At 70.1% G+C, this 23,651-nt stretch carries 20 protein-coding genes and 2 pseudogenes; 11 read left to right on the top strand and 11 right to left on the bottom strand.

The genetic code is table 11. The features are described 5' to 3' along the window. Positions 1-23: 23 nt before the first annotated feature. A complete protein-coding gene (locus QF035_RS51780) occupies positions 24-1,898 on the top strand; it encodes a glycoside hydrolase family 76 protein (RefSeq protein ID WP_307529820.1) in 1,875 nt (624 codons plus the stop codon). 33 nt (positions 1,899-1,931) lie between these two features. On the opposite strand, the gene QF035_RS51775 is transcribed toward QF035_RS51780, so the two are convergent. Then, a complete protein-coding gene (locus tag QF035_RS51775; RefSeq protein ID WP_307529818.1) occupies positions 1,932-4,316 on the bottom strand; it encodes a phosphoketolase family protein in 2,385 nt (794 codons plus the stop codon). A 50-nt stretch (positions 4,317-4,366) separates the two neighbouring features. Between QF035_RS51775 and ppk2 the strand changes: the two genes are divergently transcribed. Further along, positions 4,367-5,170, top strand: a complete 804-nt coding sequence (gene ppk2 / locus QF035_RS51770; RefSeq protein WP_307529817.1) for a polyphosphate kinase 2 — start codon at positions 4,367-4,369, stop codon at positions 5,168-5,170. A gap of 5 nt (positions 5,171-5,175) precedes the next feature. Here ppk2 and QF035_RS51765 read toward each other — a convergent pair whose 3' ends face one another. The 4 genes from QF035_RS51765 to QF035_RS51750 all read right to left on the bottom strand — a co-directional run bounded on the left by QF035_RS51765 (position 5,176) and on the right by QF035_RS51750 (position 8,855). Beyond that, a complete protein-coding gene (locus QF035_RS51765) occupies positions 5,176-6,048 on the bottom strand; it encodes a universal stress protein (RefSeq protein WP_307529816.1) in 873 nt (290 codons plus the stop codon). 5 nt (positions 6,049-6,053) lie between these two features. Then, on the bottom strand, positions 6,054-7,076 hold the full coding sequence (gene adhP, locus QF035_RS51760; protein ID WP_307529814.1) for an alcohol dehydrogenase AdhP: 1,023 nt from the start codon (positions 7,074-7,076) through the stop codon (positions 6,054-6,056). A gap of 24 nt (positions 7,077-7,100) precedes the next feature. Then, a complete protein-coding gene (locus QF035_RS51755; protein ID WP_307529812.1) occupies positions 7,101-8,006 on the bottom strand; it encodes a universal stress protein in 906 nt (301 codons plus the stop codon). Positions 8,007-8,225: 219 nt separating this feature from the next. Further along, positions 8,226-8,855 (bottom strand): hypothetical protein, encoded by a 630-nt coding sequence (locus QF035_RS51750; protein WP_307529811.1) that lies wholly within the window; start codon positions 8,853-8,855, stop codon positions 8,226-8,228. A 273-nt stretch (positions 8,856-9,128) separates the two neighbouring features. Here QF035_RS51750 and QF035_RS51745 point away from each other — a divergent pair, with 273 nt between their 5' ends. Next, positions 9,129-10,889, top strand: a complete 1,761-nt coding sequence (locus tag QF035_RS51745; protein ID WP_307529809.1) for a SulP family inorganic anion transporter — start codon at positions 9,129-9,131, stop codon at positions 10,887-10,889. A 60-nt stretch (positions 10,890-10,949) separates the two neighbouring features. On the opposite strand, the gene QF035_RS51740 is transcribed toward QF035_RS51745, so the two are convergent. Continuing rightward, entirely contained in the window at positions 10,950-11,783 is an 834-nt protein-coding gene (locus QF035_RS51740; RefSeq protein ID WP_307529807.1) for a universal stress protein, read from the bottom strand. 68 nt (positions 11,784-11,851) lie between these two features. Beyond that, a complete protein-coding gene (locus QF035_RS51735; RefSeq protein WP_307531982.1) occupies positions 11,852-12,760 on the bottom strand; it encodes a universal stress protein in 909 nt (302 codons plus the stop codon). Positions 12,761-12,936: 176 nt separating this feature from the next. Here QF035_RS51735 and QF035_RS51730 point away from each other — a divergent pair, with 176 nt between their 5' ends. The 3 genes from QF035_RS51730 to QF035_RS51720 all read left to right on the top strand — a co-directional run bounded on the left by QF035_RS51730 (position 12,937) and on the right by QF035_RS51720 (position 15,396). After that, on the top strand, positions 12,937-13,401 hold the full coding sequence (locus QF035_RS51730; protein ID WP_307529805.1) for a Crp/Fnr family transcriptional regulator: 465 nt from the start codon (positions 12,937-12,939) through the stop codon (positions 13,399-13,401). A gap of 184 nt (positions 13,402-13,585) precedes the next feature. Continuing rightward, positions 13,586-14,287 (top strand): response regulator, encoded by a 702-nt coding sequence (locus QF035_RS51725; protein WP_307529803.1) that lies wholly within the window; start codon positions 13,586-13,588, stop codon positions 14,285-14,287. A 113-nt stretch (positions 14,288-14,400) separates the two neighbouring features. Next, positions 14,401-15,396, top strand: coding sequence for an Acg family FMN-binding oxidoreductase (locus QF035_RS51720; protein WP_307529801.1), 996 nt, complete (start codon positions 14,401-14,403; stop codon positions 15,394-15,396). On the opposite strand, the gene QF035_RS51715 is transcribed toward QF035_RS51720, so the two are convergent. Further along, a complete protein-coding gene (locus tag QF035_RS51715; RefSeq protein WP_307529799.1) occupies positions 15,382-17,115 on the bottom strand; it encodes a sensor histidine kinase in 1,734 nt (577 codons plus the stop codon). The genes QF035_RS51720 and QF035_RS51715 overlap by 15 nt on opposite strands. A 186-nt stretch (positions 17,116-17,301) precedes the next feature. After that, the gene (locus QF035_RS51710) at positions 17,302-17,547 is read right to left on the bottom strand and encodes a hypothetical protein (protein ID WP_307529797.1); all 246 of its coding nucleotides are present in this window, start codon (positions 17,545-17,547) and stop codon (positions 17,302-17,304) included. Between the two features lie 731 nt (positions 17,548-18,278). On the opposite strand from QF035_RS51710, the gene QF035_RS51705 reads away from it, so the two are divergent. Together QF035_RS51705 and QF035_RS51700 are read left to right on the top strand one after the other, a co-directional pair. After that, on the top strand, positions 18,279-18,902 hold the full coding sequence (locus QF035_RS51705; protein WP_307529795.1) for a hypothetical protein: 624 nt from the start codon (positions 18,279-18,281) through the stop codon (positions 18,900-18,902). A 340-nt stretch (positions 18,903-19,242) separates the two neighbouring features. Next, on the top strand, positions 19,243-19,740 hold the full coding sequence (locus QF035_RS51700; RefSeq protein ID WP_307529794.1) for a hypothetical protein: 498 nt from the start codon (positions 19,243-19,245) through the stop codon (positions 19,738-19,740). 36 nt (positions 19,741-19,776) lie between these two features. Here QF035_RS51700 and QF035_RS51695 read toward each other — a convergent pair. Then, positions 19,777-20,124, bottom strand: a pseudogene (locus QF035_RS51695) (transposase); the annotation flags it as partial. A 15-nt stretch (positions 20,125-20,139) separates the two neighbouring features. Next, positions 20,140-21,117 (bottom strand): transposase, encoded by a 978-nt coding sequence (locus tag QF035_RS51690; RefSeq protein ID WP_307531981.1) that lies wholly within the window; start codon positions 21,115-21,117, stop codon positions 20,140-20,142. 239 nt (positions 21,118-21,356) lie between these two features. On the opposite strand from QF035_RS51690, the gene QF035_RS51685 reads away from it, so the two are divergent. From QF035_RS51685 to QF035_RS56035, 3 genes and pseudogenes are all read left to right on the top strand, one after another. After that, positions 21,357-22,127, top strand: coding sequence for a transposase family protein (locus QF035_RS51685; protein WP_307529792.1), 771 nt, complete (start codon positions 21,357-21,359; stop codon positions 22,125-22,127). 672 nt (positions 22,128-22,799) lie between these two features. Next, the gene (locus QF035_RS51680) at positions 22,800-23,117 is read left to right on the top strand and encodes a trypco2 family protein (protein WP_307529790.1); all 318 of its coding nucleotides are present in this window, start codon (positions 22,800-22,802) and stop codon (positions 23,115-23,117) included. Next, positions 23,104-23,649, top strand: a pseudogene (locus QF035_RS56035) (trypsin-like serine protease); the annotation flags it as partial. The gene QF035_RS51680 and the pseudogene QF035_RS56035, both read left to right, overlap by 14 nt. Between the last annotated feature and the right edge of the window lie 2 nt (positions 23,650-23,651).

Genomic DNA, 23,651 nt, shown 5'->3' with positions numbered 1-23,651 from the left:
CCCTCACGGATTGGCGGTACGTCATGTCAGCGCGGCCCCACCCGGTCCTCGGCGGACTCCTCGCCCCGTTCCTCGCCCTGCTCCTGGCCCTGACCGGCCTCGTCGCCCTCCCCTCCCCCGCCCATGCCGCGACGCCGGTCTGTGCCCTGGCGTGCGACACCCTGGACCCCTCGAAGGCACAGCAGGACACCTTCCCGGTGCCGAACAAGACCATCAACGGCCGGATCGTCCGGCTGCACGTCTCCGACCCGGACAACATGGCCTGGGCGAGCATCGACAACGGCACGACGGGCGAGTCGGTCTGGCTGGACCGGTCCTGGGACCGGGGCGCCACCTGGGAAGGGGTGCTCGGCAAGGCCAGCATCCCCGGCACCTGGACCGGCACCCGCACGCTGATGTACAACATCACCGATCCGGTGGGACACCGGCGCGGCTGGATCCGCGCCTGCGGTGACGCCGGCGGTGTCACCTGCACCGACTGGACGTATCCGAAGGTGTGCGACGGCTCGTTCTGCGACGGCGCCGACCCCGCCACCGCGTCCGGCGACGACACCCCCGTGCCGTCGACCACCCTCTTCGGGCGCACCATCAGCCTGCACGTCGACCAGCGCAACGGCATGGCCTGGGGCGTCGTCGCAAGCGGCGGCGCGGGCGACGAGATCTGGCTCGACCGCTCCTGGGACGCCGGCGCGAGCTGGCCCGAGGGCGCTTCCCTCGGCCGTACGGGCGTGCCGTCCGGGGCGGCCTCCACCCGCACCGCCATGTTCGCCACCCGGGACCCACGGGGTCTGCTCTACAGCGGGGCCGTCCGCGCCTGCGGCCGTGAGGCCTCACACCAGGAGGGCAGTTGCACCGCCTGGGCCAGGCAGGCACCGACCCGGGCGCGTGCGGGGGCGGATGCGCTGATGGCTTCGTACCAGACCAACGAGGGCTGGTGGCGCAGCAGTTGGTGGAACTCGGCCGTCGCCATCACCTCCGTCATCGACTTCGCCGAACGCACCGGGCGGCACGACTACGACTGGGCGATCTCCCGTACCTTCGAGCAGAACCGCGGCGTCTTCCCCGCGGGCGTGCGCAGTTCGGACCCGATCGAGGGGCACTTCATCAGCCGTGCCATCGACGACGCGGGCTGGTGGGCCATCGCCTGGTTGACGGCGTACGACTACACGGGCGAGCGGCGCTATCTGGACGAGGCCGTGACGATCGCCAACTACGTGCACCAGTACTGGGATCCGGGCACGTGCGGCGGCGGTGTGTGGTGGGACCGGGAGCGCACGTACAAGAACGCCGTGACCAACGGGCAGTACCTGTGGCTGACCACCTCGCTGCACCAGCGGATCTCCGGTGACACCGTGTGGGGCTCGCGGGCGACCACGGCGGCGAACTGGTACCTGGGCAGCGGGCTGATCAACTCCTCCGGTCTGGTCAACGACGGGCTGAACGGGAGCTGCGGCAACAACGGCCAGACCGTGTGGAGTTACAACCAGGGCCTCGCCATCGGCGCCTTCACCCAGCTGTGGCGGTCCACCGGGACCAGCAGGTACCTGGACACGGCGAAACGCCTGGCCGACGCCGCGATGTCCTCGTCGGCGCTGACCCGTGGGGGCGTGCTGACCGAGTCCTGCGATGTCGGCACTGGTTCCTGCGACGACAACCAGAAACAGTTCAAGGGCATCTTCATGCGGCACTTCGCCGACCTGGCGGACGCCACCGGGTCCGCCACCTACCAGGCCTACGTGACGAAGCAGGCCGACTCGATCTGGAGCACCGACCGGGACCGCCTCAACCGCCTGGGCCAGCGCTGGGCCGGCACGAGCCCCAACCCGTCGGACTGGCGCACCCAGGCCAGCGCGCTGGGTGCGCTCACGGCTGCGGAAAGTGTGTCGGCCGGGCGATGAACTCCTTTGTCATGGAAGGGATGTGAAGAGGTGTCAGCCGGTCCAGGTCCAGTCGGCGACCTCGGGCAGGTCCGTGCCGTGTTCGCGAATCCAGGCGTGGTGGCGGGTGCGGGCATCCGCCATCCGCTGGCGTACGGCGGCGGCACGGACACCGAGGCCGGGGACGCGGTCGATGACGTCCATGACCAGGCGGTAGCGGTCCAGATCGTTGCGGACGACCATGTCGAACGGGGTCGTGGTGGTGCCCATCTCCTTGTAGCCGCGGACATGGAGGTTGGCGTGGCCGGTGCGGCGGTAGGCGAGGCGGTGGATCAGCCAGGGATAGCCGTGGTAGGCGAAGATCACCGGCTTGTCGGTGGTGAACAGGCCGTCGTACTCGAAGTCGCCCATCCCGTGGGGGTGTTCCTCACGCGGCAGCAGCCGGGCCATGTCGACGACGTTGACGACCCGGACGGCCAGCTCGGGCAGATGACGCCGGAGCAGATCGGAGGCGGCCAGGATCTCCTGGGTGGGGACGTCTCCCGCGCAGGCGAGGACGACGTCGGGCTCGCGGTCTCCGTTCGCGGAGCCCGCCCACTCCCAGATGCCCGCTCCCCGTGCGCAGTGGACGCGGGCCTGGTCCATGGAGAGCCAGTCGAAGCAGGGCTGCTTGCCCGCGACGATCACGTTCACGTAGTCGCGGCTGCGCAGGGCGTGATCGGCCACGGAGAGCAGCGTGTTGGCGTCCGGCGGCAGATAGACCCGTACGACCTCGGGGCTCTTGTTCAGTACGTGGTCGACGAAGCCGGGGTCCTGGTGCGAGAAGCCGTTGTGGTCCTGGCGCCAGACATGCGAGGTCAGAAGGTAGTTGAGCGAGGCGATCGGGGCCCGCCACGGCAACTCCCTCGATGTCTTGAGCCACTTGATGTGCTGGTTGACCATCGAGTCGACGATGTGCACGAACGCCTCGTAGCAGGAGAACAGGCCGTGCCGTCCGGTGAGGAGATAGCCCTCCAGCCAGCCCTGGCAGAGGTGTTCGGAGAGGATCTCCATGACCCGGCCGTGCCGGTCCAGGTGTTCGTCGACCTGGAGCATCTGTGCCTGCCAGGCCTTGCCACTGGCGTTGTAGACGGCGTCCAGCCGGTTGGAGGCGGTCTCGTCGGGGCCCACGAGCCGGAAGTCGCGACGGCTCGACGTGTCGTTCATGATCTGTTCGAGGAGGTCACCGAGAACCCGGGTGGGCTCGTGCGAGGTGACGCCCGGCTTGTCGACGGGGACGGCGAACCGGTCGAGAGACGGGACGGGCAGGTCGCGTACGAGAAGACCCCCGTTGGCGTGCGGGGTCGCGCCCAGCCGACGGGCCCCCGCGGGGATGCAGGCGAGGACGTCCGCGGTGGGCCGGCCGTCGGTGTCGAAGAGCTCCTGGTGCCGGTACGAGCGCAGCCACGTCTCCAACTGCCGCAGGTGGTCGGGGTTTTCGCGTACGCCGGACAGCGGGACCTGGTGCGCACGCCATGTTCCCTCGACCGGCTGCCCGTCGACCTCGCCGGGTCCTGTCCAGCCCTTCGGGGTGCGCAGCACGATCATGGGCCAGCGGACCCGCTCCGTCACGCCGTCCTCACGTGCCGTGCTCTGCATCAGCGCGATGCGGTCGAGGGCGTGGTCGAAGGCGCCTGCCATGGCGCGGTGGATCTCGCGCGGGTCGTCACTGGTGACATGGATGGGGTCGTGTCCGTATCCCCGCAGCAGGTCGTCGAGTTCGTGCTCGGGAATCCGGGACAGCACGGTCGGATTGGCGATCTTGTAGCCGTTGAGGTGCAGGATCGGCAGGACCGCGCCGTCGTGCACCGGGTCGAGGAACTTGTTGGAGTGCCAGGACGCGGCCAGTGGCCCGGTCTCCGCCTCGCCGTCACCGATCACGCAGGCGACCAGCAGATCGGGGTTGTCGAAGGCGGCCCCGTACGCGTGGGCGAGGGAGTAGCCCAGCTCACCGCCCTCGTGGATCGAGCCCGGTGTCTCGGGGGCCACGTGGCTGGGCACGCCGCCGGGGAACGAGAACTGCCGGAAGAGCCGGTCCATGCCCGCCGCGTCGCGCGAGACGTCCGGGTAGGTCTCGCTGTAGCTGCCCTCCAGCCAGGAGTTCGCGAGGACGGCGGGACCGCCGTGGCCAGGACCCCAGACGCACAGGGCGTCGAGACCGCGGGCCTTGATCACCCGGTTGAGGTGCGTGTGCACGAGGTTGAGGCCGGGCGAGGTCCCCCAGTGGCCGAGCAGCCGCGGCTTGATGTGCTCGGGCGTCAGAGGCTCGGTGAGCATCGGATTGGCCAGCAGGTAGATCTGGCCCACGGCAAGGTAGTTGGCGGCCCGCCAGTGGGCGTCCAGGGTGCGCAGTTCCTCGTCGGTCAGTACGGTGCTGTCCTGGTGTTCGACGTTGGTCATGGTGACTCCGTATGTGTCATCGAGGGACGTCATCGAGCGGAGGAGGCGGCATGGCCGGCAAGAAGACGGCGAAGGTGCCGCGCGCGGCGTACGAGCAGGAGCTGCTGCGTCTGCAGACGGAGTTGGTCAAGCTCCAGGAATGGGTGCGGGCCGAGGGCACCCGGCTCGTGGTGGTCTTTGAGGGACGGGACGCGGCGGGCAAGGGCGGCACGATCAAACGGGTCTCGGAGCACCTCAACCCGCGCGTCGCACGGACCGTGGCGCTGCCCAAACCGACCGAGCGCGAGCGCACCCAGTGGTACTTCCAGCGGTACGTCGAGCATCTGCCCGCGGCCGGGGAGATCGTGCTGCTCGACCGCAGCTGGTACAACCGCGCCGGTGTCGAGCACGTCATGGGCTTCTGCACCAAGGAGGAGTACCAACTCTTCCTCCGCCAATGCCCGATCTTCGAGCGGATGCTGGTGGAGGAAGGGATCCTGCTGCACAAGTACTGGTTCTCGGTGAGCGACACGGAGCAGCAGAAGCGGTTCAGGCAGCGGCTGAAGGACCCGACGCGGCGCTGGAAGCTCTCCCCGATGGACCTGGAGTCGATCACCCGCTGGGAGGCGTACTCCCGGGCGAAGGACGAGATGCTGGTGCACACGGACATCTCGGAGGCCCCGTGGTTCGTCGTGGAGAGCGACGACAAGCGCCGGGCCCGTCTGAACATGATCGCCCATCTGCTGAGTTCCGTGCCGTACCACGAGGTGCCGCCGCCGGTGCTGGAGCTGCCGCCCCGGCCGCCCTCGACCGGCTACCAGCGCCCGCCGCGCGATCTGCAGACGTACGTTCCCGATCACGCGGCGAGCCTCTGAGCCGGTCATGCCTGTTGGGGGACGACGGCGACGGGGCAGGCGGAGTGGTGCAGGACCGCGTGGGCGACGCGGCCGAGCTGGAGCCCGAAGTGGCCGTGGCGCCGCCGGGCTCCGACGACGAGCAGGTCGGCGTCGACCGAGGCGTCGAGCAGCACCTTGCGGGCCGGGCCCTCGATGATGCGCCGGTGCAGTTCCACCCCAGCCGGGGCGTCACGCAGTGCCGCTTCCAGGGTTTCCGTGGCCTGCTGCTCGTACAGGCGGGCCGGTTCGCCGGCCAGCAGAGGGTGGTCGGTGGTCTGGTGCGCGGGGCAGCGCCAGGCACGTACCGCCTCCAGCGGTACCCGGCGTTCCCGCACCTCCTCGAACGCGAACCGCACGGCGGCCGAGTTCTCGGGCTCCTCACCGACGCCGAGCACGATGCGCCTGCGCATCCTGGACGTCACCTGGTGGTCGTGGCCGCCGCGCAGCACGATCACCGGGCAGTGGGCGCGGGCGGCCACGGCGAGGCTGACGCTGCCGAGCAGGAGCTCGGCGATTCCGCTGCGGCCACGGGTGCCCAGGACCAGCGCGGAGGCGTTTCGCCCCTCCCGCAGCAGTGCGGGCACCGGCTCCTCGGGCAGCACCTCGGTGGAGATCTTCAGGTCCACCTCGCGGCGGTGCGCACGCTTCGCGGCGGCCTCGACGATGTTGTCGGCCAGTACTTGCTCCGAGGACCTGCCGAGACCCTCGGCGAGCGCGGCGCCCTCGTAGCGCTCCCACAGTGAGGCGTACACCAGGCGCAGCGGTACGCCGCGCAGAGCGGCCTCGTCCGCCGCCCAGTCCACGGCGCGCATGCCGGGTTCGGAGCCGTCGACACCGACGACCAGGGGAAGCTCCACCGTCCTCACCTTCCTTCACCGAGGTCGAAGACGATCCTTGCCTTGATCTGGCCGCGCAGCACCTCGTCGATGGACTCGTTGACGCTCGCGAGGGGTCGGGTCTCCTGGATCACCCTGGTCCGGCCCGCCGCGTGCAGCTGGAAGACCTCGGTCAGGTCCTGCCGGGTACCGACGATGGAGCCGATCACGGAGGTGCCGCCCAGGACGGTGTCGAAGATCGGGACCTGGATCGTGCCGTGCGCCGGCAGTGCGACCATGACGAGCTTTCCACCGCGCCGGAGCCCCGAATAGGCCGTGGAGAAGGCGGCCTTGTTCACCGCGAGCGCGATGGCGGCGTGCGCGCCTCCGTGCCGCTTGAGCACCTCGCCGGGGTCGTGCTCGCGGGCGTCGATCACGATGTCGGCGCCGAGTTCCGCGGCGAGTTCGAGCTTCTCGTCGGTGACGTCGATGGCCGCCACGGTCGCTCCGGCGATCTTCGCGTACTGCACCGCCAGATGGCCCAGTCCTCCGACACCGGAGATGGCGACGAGCTGGGTTGGCCGAACGTCGGCGACCTTGAGTGCCTTGTACGTCGTGACACCGGCGCAGGTGAGCGGGGCGGCGTCGAGCGCGGAGATCCCGTCGGGCACCGGCTGCGCGAAGTCGGCCCAGGCCAGCATCTTCTCGGCGTACGCGCCATCGCATCCGTACCCGGTGTTGATCTGCTGCTCGCACAGCGTCTCCCAGCCGGACAGGCAGTGCTCGCACCGTCCGCAGGTCTTGCCGAGCCAGGGCACGGCGACCCGCTGCCCGAGGGCCAGATGGGTGACGCCGTCACCGATGGTCTCGACGCGACCGACGCCCTCGTGGCCGGGGACGAAGGGCGGGTTCGGCTTGACGGGCCAGTCGCCGTGGGCGGCGTGGATGTCGGTGTGGCAGAGCCCGGAGGCCTCGACCCGGACCCGGACCTGGCCGGGGCCGGGCTCGGGATCGGGGCGCTCCTCGATGACCAGGAGCTCGCCGAATGCGCGTACGACCGCTGCCTTCATGGTTCTCGTTCTCCTCGGGATGCGTCAGCCGTGCGCGACGACGGCGACAGGAGCGGTGGCGTGATGCAGCACGGCGTGTGTCACCGAGCCGATGTGGGCACCGAGCGGGCTGCGGCGGACGCGGCGTCCCACGACGACCAGGGAGGCCTCGTGGGAGGCGTCGACCAGCTGGTTGGCCGGGCTGCCCGAGCGGGACTCCTCGACGACCTCCACATCCGCGTACTTCTGTCGCCACGGGTGCAGGGTCTCGGTGAGCCGGGCGGTCTGCTGCCGGACGATCTCCTCGTGCAGGCCGAGGTCGGCGGAGAGGCCATAGGCGTAGTACGGCGGAAGGTTCCAGCCGTGCACGACCCTCAGGGCGGTGACACGACGGACCGCCTCCTCGAAGGCGAAGGCGAGCAGCGAGTCGTCCGGGCTGTCGGGGTCCATGCCGAGCACAACGGGCCGGAAGGGCGTCGCGGCGGACGGGATGCCGGACGGATCCATCACGTGCTCGTCGGCGGCCTGTTCCCCGGCACGGACCAGCACCACGGGCCGCTCGGCGTGCGCCACGACGGCGAGGCCGACCGAGCCCACCAGGAACCCGCCGAACCCGCTCAGGCCGCGCGAGCCCAGGACGAGCAGCGCGGCGTCCTCGGCCAGGCGCGCCAGGATCTCGCCCGGCCGGCCGTAGACCTGCTCGGCGGTGATCTCGACACCGGGGTGCCGCAGGCGCAGGCCCTCGGCGGCCTCACGGGGTATCTGTTCGCTCCAGTGCTGCTGGGTCCCGGCGCCGAGGAGCGGCTCCTGCGCCACGGGCGTCGGAGCGGGCTCCCAGACATTGACGAGCTTCAGCGCCAGTCCGCGCAGCTTCGCCTCCCGGGACGCCCATTCGGCCGCGGCGTGGCTTTCGGGCGAGCCGTCGAGTCCCACGATGACGGTGCGGGGCATGGTCTCCACCTTCGGGATCGGAGTCGGGATCGGAGTCGGAGTCGAGGTCGGAGTCGGAGGCGGAGTCGGAGGCGAGGCAGGGGTCGCACGATCCGATTCCAGCGTCGTGCCGGATGAGTTCGTGGTGCAGGGGCCGTAGGTCCTCAACAGGGGCCGATCGGCCCAATCGGACAGGCGGACGCGGCGGGCCCGTCGCGAGTCCCGCCGCGTTCTCCGTGGTCAGCGCAGCCAGCCGTTGGCGCGGACGAACGGCAGCCTGGACCAGAACTTGCCGATGCCCCAGGTGTCACCGGCGGAGGCCAGGGCAAGCGCGATCAGGACGACGGCGTAGATGAGGTGGTAGTCGACGAACGGGTTGCTGGACATGCTCGGCGACCCGTCGGAGAGGAGCTTGGCGGGCGGCCACTCGGCGACCCACATCAGCGCCATCATCGCGGTGCCCGCGACGGCCGCGAGCCGTAGCGCGAACCCGCCTACCAGGGCCAGTCCGATGCCGAGCAGGCCGGCCATGAAGAGCCAGTTCGCCCAGGTGGCACCGGCCCAGGAGTGGAAGGTGGACTCCATCGGCCCGGCGGCGACGCCGCTGAGGAAGCCCATGGTCGGCGAGCCGCCGTCGATCCAGCCCTTGCCGGACGGGGTGGCGTAGCCGAAGCCGAAGGTCTTGTCGAGGAACGCCCACAGGAAGGCGAACCCCGTGAGCAGTCGCAGGGACGCGAAGGCGTAGGCCCGCGCCGTGTGCGTGTCGGTACGAGCCGACACGGCGGACTCGGAGGTGGCGGCGGTCCGGTTGCCACGGAACGTCGGCAGGTGGAACCCCGGGCTCCGGCGAGGATGCTCGTGCACGGCCATGGTGATGGTCCCTTCAGGGATTCGAGGGTTCGGGAGGGCGGGGGGTTCGGGGATGGTCCGGTCGTTGTCCGACACCCATCACTCTGGCCGCGCCGGGCGGGGGTCGCCGGATGCCGAAGGTCCGCGGCGACGGGGCTGAACGGCCCTTTCCACAGGGCCGGTTGGGCTGCCGGGAACGGGGCCGAGTGCCTGTAGGTTCCTGTCGGCCGGGTCGACGTCTCGCGGCCGTCCGCCCGTCGGTGGATCCTGACGTCACGCGGCAGAAGGAGACTCATGGCAAGGAGCGCGGGCGGGCACGTTCCGGGAGGCCGTCCGACACAGGGGCTCGGCACTCTCCTCGGGCACCTCGCGCCCGGAGTCGGCACGCTCCTCGGCTACCGGCGCTCATGGCTGAAGGGCGACCTGCTGGCCGGGGTGACCGTGGCCGCGTACCTCATCCCCCAGGTGATGGCGTACGCGGGCGTGGCGGGTCTGCCGCCGGTCGCCGGACTGTGGGCGATCCTGCCCGCACTCGCGCTGTACGCCGTGTTCGGCTCCTCACGCCTGCTGTCGGTCGGCCCCGAGTCGACGACCGCGCTGATGACGGCGACCGTGGTCGCCCCGCTGGCCGCCGGAGACCCGGACCGCTACGCCGCACTGGCAGCCGCCCTCGCACTCACGGTGGGCCTGCTGTGCCTGGTGGCGTGGGCGGTGCGGCTGGGGTTCCTCGCGGACCTGCTCTCCCGACCCGTCCTGATCGGCTACCTCGCGGGCGTGGCACTGATCATGATCGTGGACCAGCTGCCCAAGCTCACCGGCGTGGACACAACGGGTTCAGCCTTCTTCGCCCAACTCTGGTCATTCGTACGCAACCTGACGCAGGTCCATGGGGCGACGCTGCTGTTCGGCGCCGTCACGCTCGCGTTCCTCTTCACCGTGGCGCGATTCCTCCGGGCGGTCCCCGGCCCCCTGCTGGCCGTGGTGCTCGGCACGGCGGCCGTGGCCGTGTTCGACCTCGACGACCGGTACGGCATCAAGGTGATCGGCGAGGTCCCGTCGGGGCTGCCCGGCCTCGCCGTGCCCGACCTGACCGAACTCGCGCACCTGGTCCTCCCGGCCCTCGGAGTCCTCCTCGTCGGCTACACGGACTTCATCCTCACCGCGCGCGCCTTCACCGTCGACTCCTCCGACGACAAGGGCCCCGGCCTCGACCCCAACCAGGAGTTCCTGGCCCTCGGTGCGGCCAACCTGGGTGCGAGTGCGCTGCACGGTTTCCCGGTGAGCAGCAGCGCCAGCCGGACCGCGCTCGCCGCCTCGGCGGGCGCCCGCAGCCAGGCGTACGCGCTGGTCGCCGGTGTGGCGGTCCTCGCGGTCCTGCTCTTCCTCAGCCCGCTGCTGACCCGCATGCCCTCGGCCGTACTGGGCGCGCTCGTCGTGTACGCCGCTGTCCGCATGATCGACCTGGCGGGCTTCCGCCGGCTGAGGTCCTTCCGCCGCCGGGAACTGCTGCTGGCCCTCGGCTGCCTGGCCGGGGTGCTGGCCCTGGACATCCTCTACGGCGTGATCGTCGCCGTCGGCCTGTCTGTCGCGGAGCTGCTGGTCCGCGTGGCCCGTCCGCACGATGCCGTCGAGGGAGTGGTCCCCGGTGTGGCCGGAATGCACGACATCGACGACTATCCGCAGGCCCGCACCATCCCCGGCCTGCTGGTCTACCGCTACGACTCGCCCCTGTTCTTCGCCAACGCCGAGAACTTCCGCCGCCGGGCCCTGGCCGCCGTCGACGAACAGGAGGTCCCGGTCCGCTGGTTCGTCCTCAACGCAGAGGCCAACGTCGAGGTCGACATCACCGCCCTGGACGCCGTCGACGCGCTGCGCCTCGAACTGACCCGGCGCGGCATCGTGTTCGCCCTCGCCCGCGTCAAGCAGGACCTGATGGACGAACTGGTCGCGTACGGCCTGACGAAGTCGGTCGGCGCCGATCTGGTCTTCCCGACGCTGCCCACCGCTGTCGCTGCGTACCGGGAGTGGGGTCTCGCCCGGGGCGACACCCAGTAGGCCGACAGGACCGACAGAGCCGACAGCCCGTGGTCCCGCCGCACGGCGCGACGGAGTTCTTCACGAGGTCGAGGGCGCGGCGCTCTCCTGCCCGGCGGGAACGAGCAGCACCGGGCAGTGGGCTCGCTGCAGCAACATCCGTGCCAGGGAACCGAGATGGCGGCCGTGCCCGCTCCGCTCGGGTCGGCAGGCGGTCACGACGAGGTCCGCCGTGCGTGTGGCCTCCAGCAGCGTCTGCGTCGAGGCGGCGGCAGCGTCGCGACTCCCCACCCGGACCAGAGGATGCCGATCGCGGAGCGCCGACGACGGGTCACCGGCCGGGAGGTACGACGCGGTCCACTCGCTCCGTCGGTGCGACACCGGCACCGGCACCGGGACCGGGTGCCGGTCCGCCGAGAGCCGGAAGATGCGCAGCGAAGCACCACGGAGTTCCGCTTCCTGGAAGGCGGACGCCGCCGTGTCCGCGTCGTCCTCCTCGTCGAGGACGAGCAGTACCTCGTTGTGCAGGTGCGGCGGAGAGTCGCCGCGTACGACCAGCAGCGGGCCGGGTGCGTGCGCGGCAAGGCGCCGGCTCACCGAGCCGAACACCGTGCCCGCGAACCCGCCGAGGCTCCGGCAGCCGACGACGGTCAGCGCGGCCCATCGTCCGCGCTCCGCCAGGACGGCCACCGAGTGTCCCTCGGCAGGAACGGTCACGACCGGCAGGCCCGGGTGGCGGTAACCCACCCGCGAGGCGGCGGACGCCAGCACCGGGCCCGCCTCGTCGAGGTCGGGCACGGCGTACACGATCTCCAGAGCGGTGGCGCGCAGGGCTGCCTCGTCGGCGGCCAGGTCCAGTGCTCGTACGGCGACGACGGAGCCGTCCACCCCGACGATGACGTGACGTGTGGTCATGACTGTTCCCTCCCTGGGCCGTTGGTGCCCTGGGCCGTTGGTGCCCTGAGCACCGTCACGGCGCCGCTTCAGTCGTGCGGGACGACGGCCACGGGGCAGCCGACGTGGTGCAGCACCGCGTGCGTGACGGCGCCGATGTGCGTGCCGAGGAGGCTGTCCCGGGTCCGGCGCCCCACGACGACGAGGGAGGCTCCGGACGACGCCCGCACCAGCGCGGTGGCGGGCCGTTCCTCGGAGACGGTCTCGACCACGGAGACCTCCGGGAACTTCTCGCACCACGGGCGCAGGGCCACGACCATGGCGTGTTCCTGTGCCGCGATCAGCTCAGGCCCGGTCACCGGGGCCCACGGTCCGTCGGCCGGCTGGACCCGCGGCGTACCGAAGGCGTGGATCACGTGCAGCGTGGCGCCGCACCGCCGTGCGGACTCGAAGGCGAACTCGATCAGCTCGTCACTGGGGCGCCGGGTGTCCAGGCCGAGGACGACATCGCGATACGGGGTCTCGGGTATCTCGTCGGGCGAGACGCCGTCCAGGGTGGTGAAGTGTTCGTCGGCGGCACTCTCGCCCGCACGTACGAGCACCAGGGGGCGGGAGGACCTGGCGACGAGCCGCTGGGACACCGAGCCGACCATGAATCCCGCGACGCCACTCAGGCCACGGGATCCGAGCACCAGCAGTTCCTCGTCCTCGGCCGCCGCGAGGAGGGCGGTCACCGCGGAGTCGGCCACCAGTCGCTCGACGACCCGCAGCCCGGGGTGCGCGGCACGGATGCTGCCCGCCGCCCGGTCCAGGGTCTGTTCGGCCCAGTCGCGCTCGGTCCTGTCCGCGGGGACGGAGGGGGCGGGGCGTGGGTGCCACGTCCAGGCGTGCACGAGGTTCAGCGGCACGCCGCGCCGCAGAGCCTCCCTCGCCGCCCAGTGCGCGGCGGCGAGGCTCTCGGCAGATCCGTCGATTCCTGTGGTGATGTGCCGAACCATGGTGGGCACCTCCTGTGTCCGGTCCTGCCCGATCTCATGCGGAGCCTCGTACAGGAACGCCCGCGTGCGCAGGGGCCGCACAGTCCCTCCCTGGGGCCGGGTGGCCCATGGTTCGAGCCGAAGCACGGGCACACGCTGGAAGTCCTAGGTTCGAACGTCCGTCCTGGAGGCCGGTCATGAACGCTCCGCCCACGTCCAGCATGCCGCGGGCACTGCCCGCCGAGCACCGGCAGCGACTGATGCACATCGCCCGGGAGGTGTCGTTCCCGCAGGGAGTCCGCCTCTTCGAGGAGGGCGGTCGCGCCGACCGGTTCTGGATCATCCGCACCGGCACGATCCAGCTCGACATGCACGTACCCGGCCGCCGGGCAGCGGTCATCGAGACCCTCGGCCACAACGAACTCGTCGGCTGGTCCTGGCTGTTCGCACCGCACTCCTGGCACCTGGGCTCCGAGACGACAAGCCCCGTCCGCGCCTACGAGTTCGACGCCACGGCCGTCCGGGCGATGTGCCAGGACGACCCTGCCCTGGGCCACACGGTCGCCCAGTGGGTGGGCGACATCCTCGCCCACCGCCTGCGCTCGGCCCGCACCCGGCTGCTGGATCTCTACGCCCCGTACGGCAGCGGCAGCCGCCTGTGACCGCACACCGACCAGTCACGTCCGGGACTCCGGGACGGGCTTGGTCCGCGACGGATGCGCCGGTCAGGGCGCATTGTGGGGTGGAGTGGGGCCGGTCGGCCCTAGTGCATCCGGTCCCGGCGAGTGACGATCGTCGTCACGGACAGTCCGCAGTCCGTCAGCCGCCGGGGAACGAGGGGTCGTCATGACCAAGGCACGCACCTTCACGGAGCAGGACCCGATCCGTGTCTTCCTGCTGGACGACCACGAGGTCGTACGCCGCGGCCTGTCCGACCTCCTGGACTCCGAACCGGACATCTCGGTGGTCGGCGACGCCGAGAACGTCGAGCACGCACTCACCCGCGGCCCGGCCCTCCGCCCGGACGTCGCCGTCCTCGACGTACGCCTGCCCGACGGCGACGGGATCACCGTCTGCCGTGAGCTGCGCAGCCAGATGCCGGAGCTGGCCGTTCTCATGCTGACCTCGTTCGACGACGAGGAGGCCCTGCTCGACGCGATCATGGCCGGGGCTTCGGGCTACGTACTCAAGCAGATCAAGGGCTCCGACCTCGTCTCGGCGGTACGCACCGTCGCGTCGGGCCAGTCCATGCTCGACCCCGCGACCACCGCCCGGCTGATGGCCTCGCTGCGGGCGGACCCCGCCGGCACCCCGGCCGTCGCCCCCGAACTGGCGAGCCTGTCCCCCCGCGAACGCGACATCCTCGCCCTCATCGGAGACGGACTCACCAACCGCGAGATCGGCAAGAACCTCTTCCTCTCGGAGAAGACCGTCAAGAACCACATCTCCCGACTGCTGGCCAAGCTGGGCGTCCAGCGCCGAGTGCAGGCCGCGGTCCTCGCCTCCCACCTCGAACAGCCCGGCTCCGAAGAGCGTCCCGCGAGGTGAAGCGCATCCGGGCCGTACGGCCCCTGCTGCCGCGACAGCCGGTGACCGCACGCTGAGAGCGGTCACCGATGAGCCCGGCCTGCCAACCGGCCCAGGGCGGGGAGGAGTTCGCGATGAGGTCCATGACACTCGACGCCCCGACCCTGGAGAAGCTGATATCCGCGGCCGTGGCCGCCCCCTCGATCCACAACACCCAGCCATGGCGCTTCCGCCTCGACCCGGACACCGTCACCCTGGAGATCCGCGCCGCCGCGGACCATGGCCTGCACCACATCGACCCGACCGGGCGTGCCCTGCACCTCTCCGTCGGGTGCGCGCTCCTCAACCTGCGGGTGGCGGTGGCGCACTTCGGCTGGGAACCGGTGTCCCGCCTGCTGCCCCGGCCAGGCGAGCCGGACCTGCTCGCCACCGTACGCTTCGGCGGCACCGCCAGAACCGCCTCTTCGCCGCGCCTGTACGACGCGGTGTGGCGTCGGCACAGCAGCCGCTTCCCCTTCTCCGAGCGGCCGTTGCCCGCTGCCGTCCTCACCGAACTCGCCGAGGCCGCACACAGTGAAGGCGCACTGCTGAGCAGTCCCGCGCCGCGCGAGACCGACCGCCTGCTGCAGCTGACCACGGAAGCGGAGCGCCGCAACACGGCCGACGCCGACCGGGCCGGGGAGAGCCGCCTGTGGGTCCGCGATCCGAACCACTCGGACCTGGGAGTACCACCGGAGGCACTGGGGCCGCAGGATTCCCGGGAGCAGGTCCCGATGCGGGACTTCGGCGCCCACCGGCACCCGGCCGTGCCGGCCTCCCGCCCCTTCGAGAAGCGGCCGTCGATCGCCGTCCTGTCCACCCAGCACGACTCCCGGGCCGACTGGCTGCGCGCCGGGCAGGCCCTCGAACGCGTGCTCCTGACGGCCACCGCTCATGGCCTCCGGGCATCGCTGCTGCACCAAGCGCTGGAGTGGCCCGACCTGCGCGAACAACTCGTTCCATGGCCGAGCGACCGGCGTGATCACGCGCAGATGGTGATCCGCCTGGGGTACGGCCCGCAGGGGCCTTCTTCGCCGCGTCGCGGAGCGTCCCGGACACTGACCGAGGGAGCGTCGTCAGTCCCGCGCTGAGCCTGTCGGAACGCGCCACACCAGACGTGTACCGCCACCCTGCGGCCGTTCACCGAGCGTGAGTGTTCCGCCGAGCGAGCGGGCCCGGTCCTCCAGGTTCTTGAGTCCGCTGCGCGCCACACCGGCGGGCACTCCGCACCCGTCGTCCGTCACCGTCAGCGCCAACTCGCCCCTGGCGCACTGCAGATGGATGTCCACGGAGTGTGCCCCCGAGTGCCGGACCGCGTTGCTGAGCGCCTCGCCGAGGACCGCAAGAGCGTGGTCGGCCACCTCACCGGGGACGTCCGTGTCGACGAGACCCTCCACCCGCAGTGCGGGAGCGAAGCCGAGGGAGGTGGCGCAGGCCTTCACGGCCTCGGACGCCCGGCCGCGAAGACCGCTGTCCTCCTTCGTCCCACCGCCGTGGGCGCGCAGACCGAAGATCGTCGACCGAATTATCTTGATGGTGTCGTCGAGATCGTCGACGGTCCGCGATAGTCGCTCCACGGCCTCGGGATGGTCCACGAAGCGCTGCGTGCTCTGCAGGGTCATGCCTGCCGCGAAGAGCCGCTGGATCGCCAGGTCGTGCAGATCGCGCGCGATCCGGTCCCGGTCCTGCAGCAGCGCGATCTTCTCCGCGTCCCGACGGCGTTCGTCGAGCTCCAGTGCCAGCGCCGCCTGCCCCGCGAAGCCGAGCAGAGGCCCGATGTCGGACTCGGAGAAGGGCGTACGGCCCGCCAGCCGCCCCAGCAGCAGCACCCCACGAGCCTTCCCGCCGGCGCCGAGCGGCACCGCGACCACGGGGCCGAGCCCGGCCCACTGCGACTCCCCCTCGCCGGTGCGCGCATCACGCTCGATATCGGCGCTGGCCACCGGCTCCGCCGTGGTGAGCGCGGCCGCGACGAATCCGTCCTGCGCGGAGAGGACCAGCCCACTGCGCCGCTCCGCGTTCGGCCCCACCGCGAGTACCGGCCTCAGTTCCTCCGCCCCGGTCACGTACTCCGCGATCATCCCCACGTCCGCCGAGGCGATCTCCCTGGCCTTTCCGACGATCAGCTCCAGCACCTCGACGCCGGACGTCCCCGACAGCAGGGTGCTCGTGACCTCCGCACTCGCCCGCAGCCAGCGCTCGCTCAGCCGCGTCTCCTCGTACAACCGCGCGTTCTCGATCGCCACCCCGGCCGCCACTGCGAGGGTGGAGAGCACCGACTCGTCCTCGGCGTCGAACTCCGCCGCACCCCGCTTCTCCGTGAGGTAGATGTTCCCGAACACCCTGTCGCGCACCCGGATGGGCACACCCAGGAACGAGTGCATCGGCGGATGGTGGGCCGGGAAACCGTACGAGGCCGGGTGATCCGACAGCTCCGGCAGCCGCAGCGGCTCCGGGTGCCGGATCAGCTCGCCAAGGATGCCGTGGCCGCTGGGCAGTTCGCCGATCTCCGCGCGCCGTTCCTCGCCGATGCCCACGGTCAGGAACTCCGACAGCCGGCTGTCGTCGCCGATCACGCCCAGCGCCCCGTACTCGGCATTCACCAGCACCACGGCGGCCTCGACGATGCGCCGCAGCACCTGCGGCAGATCGAGCTCCCGCCCGACCGACAGCACCGCCTCCAACAGGCTGTGCACCCGGTCCTGCGTCCCCCGGGCCGCGTCGATGCGCGCCTGGAGCTCGTCGAGCAGCTCGTCCAGCCGCAGCTTGGGCAGCTGCTGCCCGGAACCTCCCTGCTCTTCCCCGCTCATCGCTTCCTCCGACACACGCAGCCAGGGTGCCGTTCATCCGGTAGGCCTCATGGTCACCGTACTGGCTGAAGGACCAGGTCGAGGCTCTTACCTGCGTCGGATGTGGCGCAGTACCGAACCAGCATGCTCCGGCCCGTCGACCAGGCAGCACCACGGCCATCATCTGAACAGCACTAGGGCCGTCATCTAGGCGGCACCACGGACCACAGTTCGCGAGGCCGGCGGGGTGATGCCCGAGAGGTCGCGGGTGGCGACGCTGTTGCGGTCGCAGACCGAGCGGCCGAGGGCGTACTGGGGCCACAGGCCGGCCGCCACCCGTCGGCTGCGCTCGCTCCACTCCCGGGCCGGTCCGCTGCTGGTCTTGTAGTAGTTGAGGGCGTAGCCGCCCGTGTGGATCCGGAGCAGGCAGAAGCCGCCCGGGTACTCCTTCACGACACTGATCTCCTGCAGTGTGACGTGCCGGGCCTGCGGGAGGACGGTGCGCTTGTTGCGGTGGGTGTGACCGGCCTGATGGAGGAAAACACCGGGGCGACGGAGTGGGCGCCGAGGATCGCGCGGGCCTGGCGGCGGTTGAGGCGCTGCCCGCTCATCACGGGGAACGGTGAGTTGCGTGCGGTCAGCGGGTGGTGTCCGAAGACCATGGTCGGCTGGTCCCTGTTCTCCCTCAACCGGGCTCGGCACCAGGCCGGTTGGTCGGGCGAGAGTCCGCCCGAGTCCGCGCCGTGGCCGCGACATCAGACCCTACGACACGGGACCCGGGCAGCCCGGCGTGCGGCTGCGCTCCCTGGACATGCGCCAGGAGCTCAGTACACAGCCCACGGCGAGGTGCTGCAGTGGTGGCGATGGTCGGGGGCGGTGGTGAGCGGATCGAGGATCAGGTGCGTCAGCACCACGATCTCGGGGAACGCCTCGAGGTGACTGCGGTCGTCGGCCGAGACCTTCCGCGTACGGCCTCACCCGGCCTGGGACGGTATCCCAGGCACCTCGTGTATCTGCAGGTCAGACGGGCTGGGATGATTCCACCGTATCCGATCGGCCGTGGGTTGTTGCGCTCGGCCGCTGTGACCGCTGATGCTCTTGGTGTCACGCCGACCAGGTCCGGGCCGACCAGCCGGCCTCGCCGGGGCATCCACGTCCACGCACTCATTCACGGGGGAACATCCATGTCCATGCGCATCCGAACGAGCGCTCTGACCGCTCTCACCGTCGCCGCCCTCGCGGCGGGCACGGTCCTCACGGCACCGACCGCAGGCGCCGCGCCGAAGGCCGCGGTGCCGAAGTTCCTGTCGGCGTCCCAACTGCCGCCGCACCCGACGTCGTCCTGGACCGCCGGGCCGGTCACCGAGGGGTTCCCGGAGGCACTGGGCCTCTGCGTGAGCACGGAGGGCGTGCTCGACTACGACTACCGGCACCGGGAGTTCCGGACCGACCTGGACACCGGCGCCGTGCAGTTGACCGTCGTGACGGGCACGGCCGCCCAGGCCAAGGCGCTGGCGAAGCACTACGACGACCTGATCCGCACCTGCGCCGGCCGCATCGAGAAGTCCTCGCCCGACGTCGAGGCCGAGGGCCGGGACTACGGCAAGCTGCCGGTCGAGGAGGGCGCCCGCGTCCGCGGCCTGCACACCGAGACATCCTCGGGCGCCACCGACATCGCCCTGCTGTCGGTCGGACGGGACGGCAGGACCGTCACCGTCGTCAAGTGGGGACAGATGGGCGACTTCAAGAACGCGCCCGTGACCGCCTTCAAGAAGACCACGACCGCGGCCGTCAACAAGCTGCACTGACCAGGCGGCCACCGGAAGGAACCGGGGCCGTCCTCCCGCCACGGGGGTCGGAAGGACGGCCCCATCCGGTCATGCCCGGGGGCGGGGACCGTCGTGCTTCGGCACTACCAGAACCCAAAACATTGCCCGAAGTAGTGAAAGGGACCTGCCAGACAATCGGTCAACCGTGGAAGCTCATGTCCTGCGCACCGCGAAAGGGCCGGGACGTGACCGCTCCCAAGCAGGGGCTGCCACGCTCCCCTGCCCGGACCCGGTCCCTGACATCTGTCAGGGACCGCTGCGCGATTCGCCTTCCTAGGCTTGCGGTGCGCAATGCCCTGTCAGCCCAGCCGTGAGGAGCATGATGTCCCTGTACACGCGTATGGCCGCCACGCTGAGCGTGGCCGCTTCGTTCATCGGCCTCGTCGGACTCGCACCGCAGGCATCAGCCTCGGCGTCGTCGGACGGCACGCACTGCTCCGTGGTGGTGGAGCGGGTGAAGCCGGGTGAGAGGTTCTCCCGGGTGAAGAGCCGGACCTGTTCCGACACCGGGACGGCGGCGGTCAACCGCAGCGGCCGGACCCTGCTCATGACCTGGTACGAACACGCCGAGTACGGCGGCGACAACACCGACGTATACGGGGACTACGGCCCCTGCGACGCGGACGGCTACGTCCTGAGCACCGGCACGTGGTGGCGCTCGATCTCCTCGTTCATCACCTACAACAGCTGCGACGGCCAGCAGGCCGTCCTCAACGACGGCCACAGCGCCGTCTATTACTACGGGTTCGGCACGCCGAACGTGGGTGCCCGAGCGAACGACAACATCGGCTGGTTCAAGGTGTGGGACGCCCTCTAGGGGCAATGCCGTGACTCTGTTGGTGATCTTGGGCGGTCAGTTGCTGGCGTATCCGGCTGTGTTGCAGAGAGTTTGAAAGCGAGGCGCCCGGCGGGCCGATGAGGTGGTGTCGTACCAGTCGGCGAGACGGCTGAGGTTGCAGGCCATGGCGGTCAGGACGTGCTGCACGTGGGTGCGGGTCAGGCCTCGATAGCGGCTTCTGCGCAGGCCGTGAGCTCGTACGTTCTGCGAAAGGGTGGCCTCGATGCCGGCGCGGATCGCGTATCGGCGCTGCCACTGTTCGGTCTGCTGGTCGAGCCGGTTGCGCATCTGGATCTCGTGCAGTGCCCGCGGCAGGACTGCGACGGAGCGGGGGCGAGTGGCCGAGGAGGTGCACCGGGCACGGTCTGGGCAGGGCCGTCAGTCACTCTCGGCGAAGCGGGCCTGAAGGTAGGTGTGGCCGGAGATATTCAGCTTGGTCCAGGACGCACTCGTCGCGCCGCGCGGGCAGATGGCCTGCTTGTTGTCCCAGTCGATGGTGAAGGCGGCCTTGGCGAAGCCCGAGCCCGCTTTGGCCTGGCGGCTGTTGTCGGCGAGGATCGGGCCGAGCAGCGTGATGCCGTGGACGCGCTGGGCCCGTTCGACGTGGGCGGGAGTGAGGTAGGCGGTGTCCACGATGTGCTCGGCCGGAGCCAGGCGGCGGGTGGCGAGGTCGTCGTGGATCTTCTCGGTCAGCTGCCCGTCCTGGACGGGAGCAATGGTGGTGGCCACGTGCGTCACCAGGTGCGGCAGGTCCTGATCACATGACTCGGTGAAATGAACCCGGTATCCGCTCCAGGCGACATCGCGTTTGACGCAGTAGTGCGCGTCCGTGTCATAGGGGGAGTCGAACCGCAGCGAGGCCGGCGGCAGGGCAGTGCCCTCCCGCCAGCGCAGTTGCCCCTCGCGATCCCAGGAGTACTGGTGGATCCAGACGCGCCGCAGGATCTCCACCTGTCGCAGCATCCGCAGACGGGGTGGGGCGTCGGACGCCCAGGCGGCGGTGAGAAGTTTCTGCCCGTCCCGGCCGAACTCCTCGGCACGTTCACGCACCGCTGCCTTGCCGCCCGCTTGCAGCAGCTGATCCGCCCGGTCGCCCTCGGTCAGCCGGGCTCGGAACTCGCTGAGCAGAGAATAGTCGAACCCAGGATCGTCCAGTTCCAGGCCGAGTCCATACTTCCGGTCGATCCTCGTGCGCACTGCATCCGCTGCCGCACGGTCGGAGAGGTTTTCCGCGAACTGCAGCACCGACACCAGCGCCAACTGCCCCGGCGAGAAGCCCGGTCGGCCATCGGCGGGATACAGGTGAGTGAAGTCGTCGTCGGCGAACACCACATCCAGCCGGTCCCGCATCAGCATCACCGGCGTCCCCCTCGGACACGCCGCCCACGCCGTCCGGACCGTCATCCGGGGAATCCGCTGGAAACTTGCCGGACGCATCGACACCGTCCACCGCCCCAAAACCGAGGCCGCCCCGCCACAGACCAGCCAACCACCACCAGCGACCGCCGTCACCACCCCGACAAGATCACCAACAGAGTCACGGCATTGCTTCTAAAGGGTGTTGCACAAGGCTGTGAACTGGGCATCTCCGGTGTATGGCTGGGGTGTTGAGGTCCGAGCGGGTGTGGGTGGAGACGTTCACCGGGCTGAGGGTGACGCAGTTCGCGCGCCTGTTGAAGGTGGTGCGGGAGCGGGGCGGTGACGGCACTCTGCAGGGCCGGCCGTGGTCACTGCCGTTGGCCGAGCGGGTACTGGTGGTCGCGGTGTACTACCGCACGAATCTGACAATGCGGCAGCTGGGTCCGCTGTTCGGCGTCTCTTCCTCCACGGTGTGCCGGGTGATCCAGCGGCCGGGACCGCTGCTCGCGATGGAGCCCGTCTCCCGCCCAGTCGATGCCCCAGAACGCATGTGGATCGTGGACGGCACGCTGATCCCGGTCCGCGACCGGACGGTGGCCGCGTCCAGCCGCAACTACCGGTTCTCGGCGAACGTGCAGGTCATCGTGGATGCCGACACGCGTCTGGTGATCGCGGCGGCCCGGCCGGTGCCGGGCACCACCGCGGACGCGCATGCCTGGCGGGCCTCCGGCCTGGCCGAGCACTGCCAGGGCGTGACCGTGCTGGGCGATGGCACCTACCTCAACTGCGGGATGGTCACCCCGCACCGCAAACGCCCCCATCGGGCCCTGCTGGCGGGCGAGGAAGAAGACAACGCCGCCCACCGCAAGGTCCGCGCGCGGGTGGAGCATGTGATCGGCCGGCTCAAGAACTACAAGATCCTCCGCGACTGCCGGCAACGCGGCGACGGCCTCCACCACGCAGTCCAGGCCGTCGCCCACATGCACAACCTCGCCCTCGCATCATGACCAGAGGACTGTCTCCACAGGCCCTGACCTGCCCGAACACAGCCTTGTGCAACACCCTTTAGCGAGTCACCGTAGGCGCGGGTTGAGTGCCTCAAGTCGACAGCGGAAGTCCGGGTTTGGCTGGTGACCGCGGAGGCGGTCTGAGGATTGATGTATCCCCCGACCTCCTTCTGACCGGCGCCGCAGGTCATTAGCGTCAGGGTCTGGCACTGGGCAGCGTTCCTGAGGTCTCGGTAGTACTCGCCACAATAAACAACGGAGTAGGGCCTGCCCTGGCCGTTGCCGCGGGGTCAGTTGGCTCGTTGGTCTGTAGGAGTGAATCCGGTGGCAGGAGCGGGAGGGCTGGCTGGTGGCAACGCGCGTGTTCTCTGAAAAGAAGTTGGAGGCCGTGCGGTCCTTCCCGTCGATCGGCAAGGAGGAGCTGATCCGCTACCTCGCCCTCACCTCGGCGGATGAGGCGTTCCTGCGAAAGTTCCTGTTTCCTCAGACGGCGTTGGGGCCGCGGTGCAGCTGTGCACACTCCCCTGGCTGGGGTTCGTCCCCGACGAGGTACCCCGCCCGCGGCGGTGGAGGTGCTGCGCGGCTACGGGGTGTCCCGGGAGGCTTGGAACCGCAGCAAGTTGAGATCGCCGACCGGGCACTTCTGAACTTCACAGTCGACGGGGAGTAGCCATGGCGACGATTGGGTTGGCCGCAGCCGTCGAGGAACTGCGGCAAGAGCTCTACCAGGCCCAGGCCCAGGGAGCACAGCAGCAGTTCGCCTTCCAGATCGAGGAAGCCGAGCTGGAGTTGTTGCTGGAGCTGCGCGATGACGGCAAGGGCGAGGGGAAGCTGCAGTTCGGGGTGGCGACCGTGGGCGGGGGCGGATCGCACTCCTCGGTCCGCGGGCACAAGCTGAAGCTGAAGCTGCAGGTCAAGGACCGGGCGTTGGGCGGATCCAGCCCCGAAATCGGTCGCCAGTACTCCGGCTCCTGGAATGACGAGGGCTGAGTTGGACCGGCGAAGACTGGCTCTGATCCGCGGTGGCAACGCTGATGAGTTTCGTCGTGTCGGTACCGGCTATCTGATCGGGCCTCGCCTCGTACTGACGGCCCGGCACGTCATCGAGGAGAGCAAGGGCATGCCATGGGCCCAGATCGTTGTGTCTGTGGGGCATCCCCAGGACGCCGACATACATCGTTGCCTGGCATCGGTGCCCTGGACTGACCGGGAAGGACGCGACGTTGCTTTGCTGCTGTTGGTCGACAAGGTCGACGTGCCCGGAATGGTGCGCTGGGGCCGTCCTGTCGGCAACACCCCGCTGCCCTATGAGGGTATGGGGTTCCCTTCGGCGACGTTCAGGGATGGGCAGAACAACGTGGAGTACCTGAGGGGGCAGTTGCCGCCTCAGGCTGGCGGTGTCGGCGCCCGGGACCTGTATGTCCTGGACCAGACCTCTTGGCCGGACATGCGTCCGGATGGTGAACAGGCGTGGTCTGGAGCTTCCGGCAGCGCGGTCTTCTGCCAAAACCATCTCGTTGGCGT

The organism is Streptomyces umbrinus, from assembly GCF_030817415.1.
GTDB lineage: Bacteria > Actinomycetota > Actinomycetes > Streptomycetales > Streptomycetaceae > Streptomyces > Streptomyces umbrinus_A.
This window is presented reverse-complemented; position numbering and strand designations above follow the sequence as displayed.

What these genes read in the sequence shown, in the direction of transcription:
- QF035_RS51780 (WP_307529820.1), top strand. Translation starts at nt 24, where the DNA reads ATGTCAGCGCGGCCCCACCCGGTCCTCGGCGGACTCCTCGCCCCGTTC.
- QF035_RS51775 (WP_307529818.1), bottom strand. Translation starts at nt 4,316, where the DNA reads ATGACCAACGTCGAACACCAGGACAGCACCGTACTGACCGACGAGGAA.
- ppk2 (WP_307529817.1), top strand. Translation starts at nt 4,367, where the DNA reads ATGGCCGGCAAGAAGACGGCGAAGGTGCCGCGCGCGGCGTACGAGCAG.
- adhP (WP_307529814.1), bottom strand. Translation starts at nt 7,076, where the DNA reads ATGAAGGCAGCGGTCGTACGCGCATTCGGCGAGCTCCTGGTCATCGAG.
- QF035_RS51755 (WP_307529812.1), bottom strand. Translation starts at nt 8,006, where the DNA reads ATGCCCCGCACCGTCATCGTGGGACTCGACGGCTCGCCCGAAAGCCAC.
- QF035_RS51750 (WP_307529811.1), bottom strand. Translation starts at nt 8,855, where the DNA reads ATGGCCGTGCACGAGCATCCTCGCCGGAGCCCGGGGTTCCACCTGCCG.
- QF035_RS51745 (WP_307529809.1), top strand. Translation starts at nt 9,129, where the DNA reads ATGGCAAGGAGCGCGGGCGGGCACGTTCCGGGAGGCCGTCCGACACAG.
- QF035_RS51740 (WP_307529807.1), bottom strand. Translation starts at nt 11,783, where the DNA reads ATGACCACACGTCACGTCATCGTCGGGGTGGACGGCTCCGTCGTCGCC.
- QF035_RS51735 (WP_307531982.1), bottom strand. Translation starts at nt 12,760, where the DNA reads ATGGTTCGGCACATCACCACAGGAATCGACGGATCTGCCGAGAGCCTC.
- QF035_RS51730 (WP_307529805.1), top strand. Translation starts at nt 12,937, where the DNA reads ATGAACGCTCCGCCCACGTCCAGCATGCCGCGGGCACTGCCCGCCGAG.
- QF035_RS51725 (WP_307529803.1), top strand. Translation starts at nt 13,586, where the DNA reads ATGACCAAGGCACGCACCTTCACGGAGCAGGACCCGATCCGTGTCTTC.
- QF035_RS51720 (WP_307529801.1), top strand. Translation starts at nt 14,401, where the DNA reads ATGAGGTCCATGACACTCGACGCCCCGACCCTGGAGAAGCTGATATCC.
- QF035_RS51715 (WP_307529799.1), bottom strand. Translation starts at nt 17,115, where the DNA reads ATGAGCGGGGAAGAGCAGGGAGGTTCCGGGCAGCAGCTGCCCAAGCTG.
- QF035_RS51705 (WP_307529795.1), top strand. Translation starts at nt 18,279, where the DNA reads ATGTCCATGCGCATCCGAACGAGCGCTCTGACCGCTCTCACCGTCGCC.
- QF035_RS51700 (WP_307529794.1), top strand. Translation starts at nt 19,243, where the DNA reads ATGATGTCCCTGTACACGCGTATGGCCGCCACGCTGAGCGTGGCCGCT.
- QF035_RS51690 (WP_307531981.1), bottom strand. Translation starts at nt 21,117, where the DNA reads ATGCTGATGCGGGACCGGCTGGATGTGGTGTTCGCCGACGACGACTTC.
- QF035_RS51685 (WP_307529792.1), top strand. Translation starts at nt 21,357, where the DNA reads ATGGCTGGGGTGTTGAGGTCCGAGCGGGTGTGGGTGGAGACGTTCACC.
- QF035_RS51680 (WP_307529790.1), top strand. Translation starts at nt 22,800, where the DNA reads ATGGCGACGATTGGGTTGGCCGCAGCCGTCGAGGAACTGCGGCAAGAG.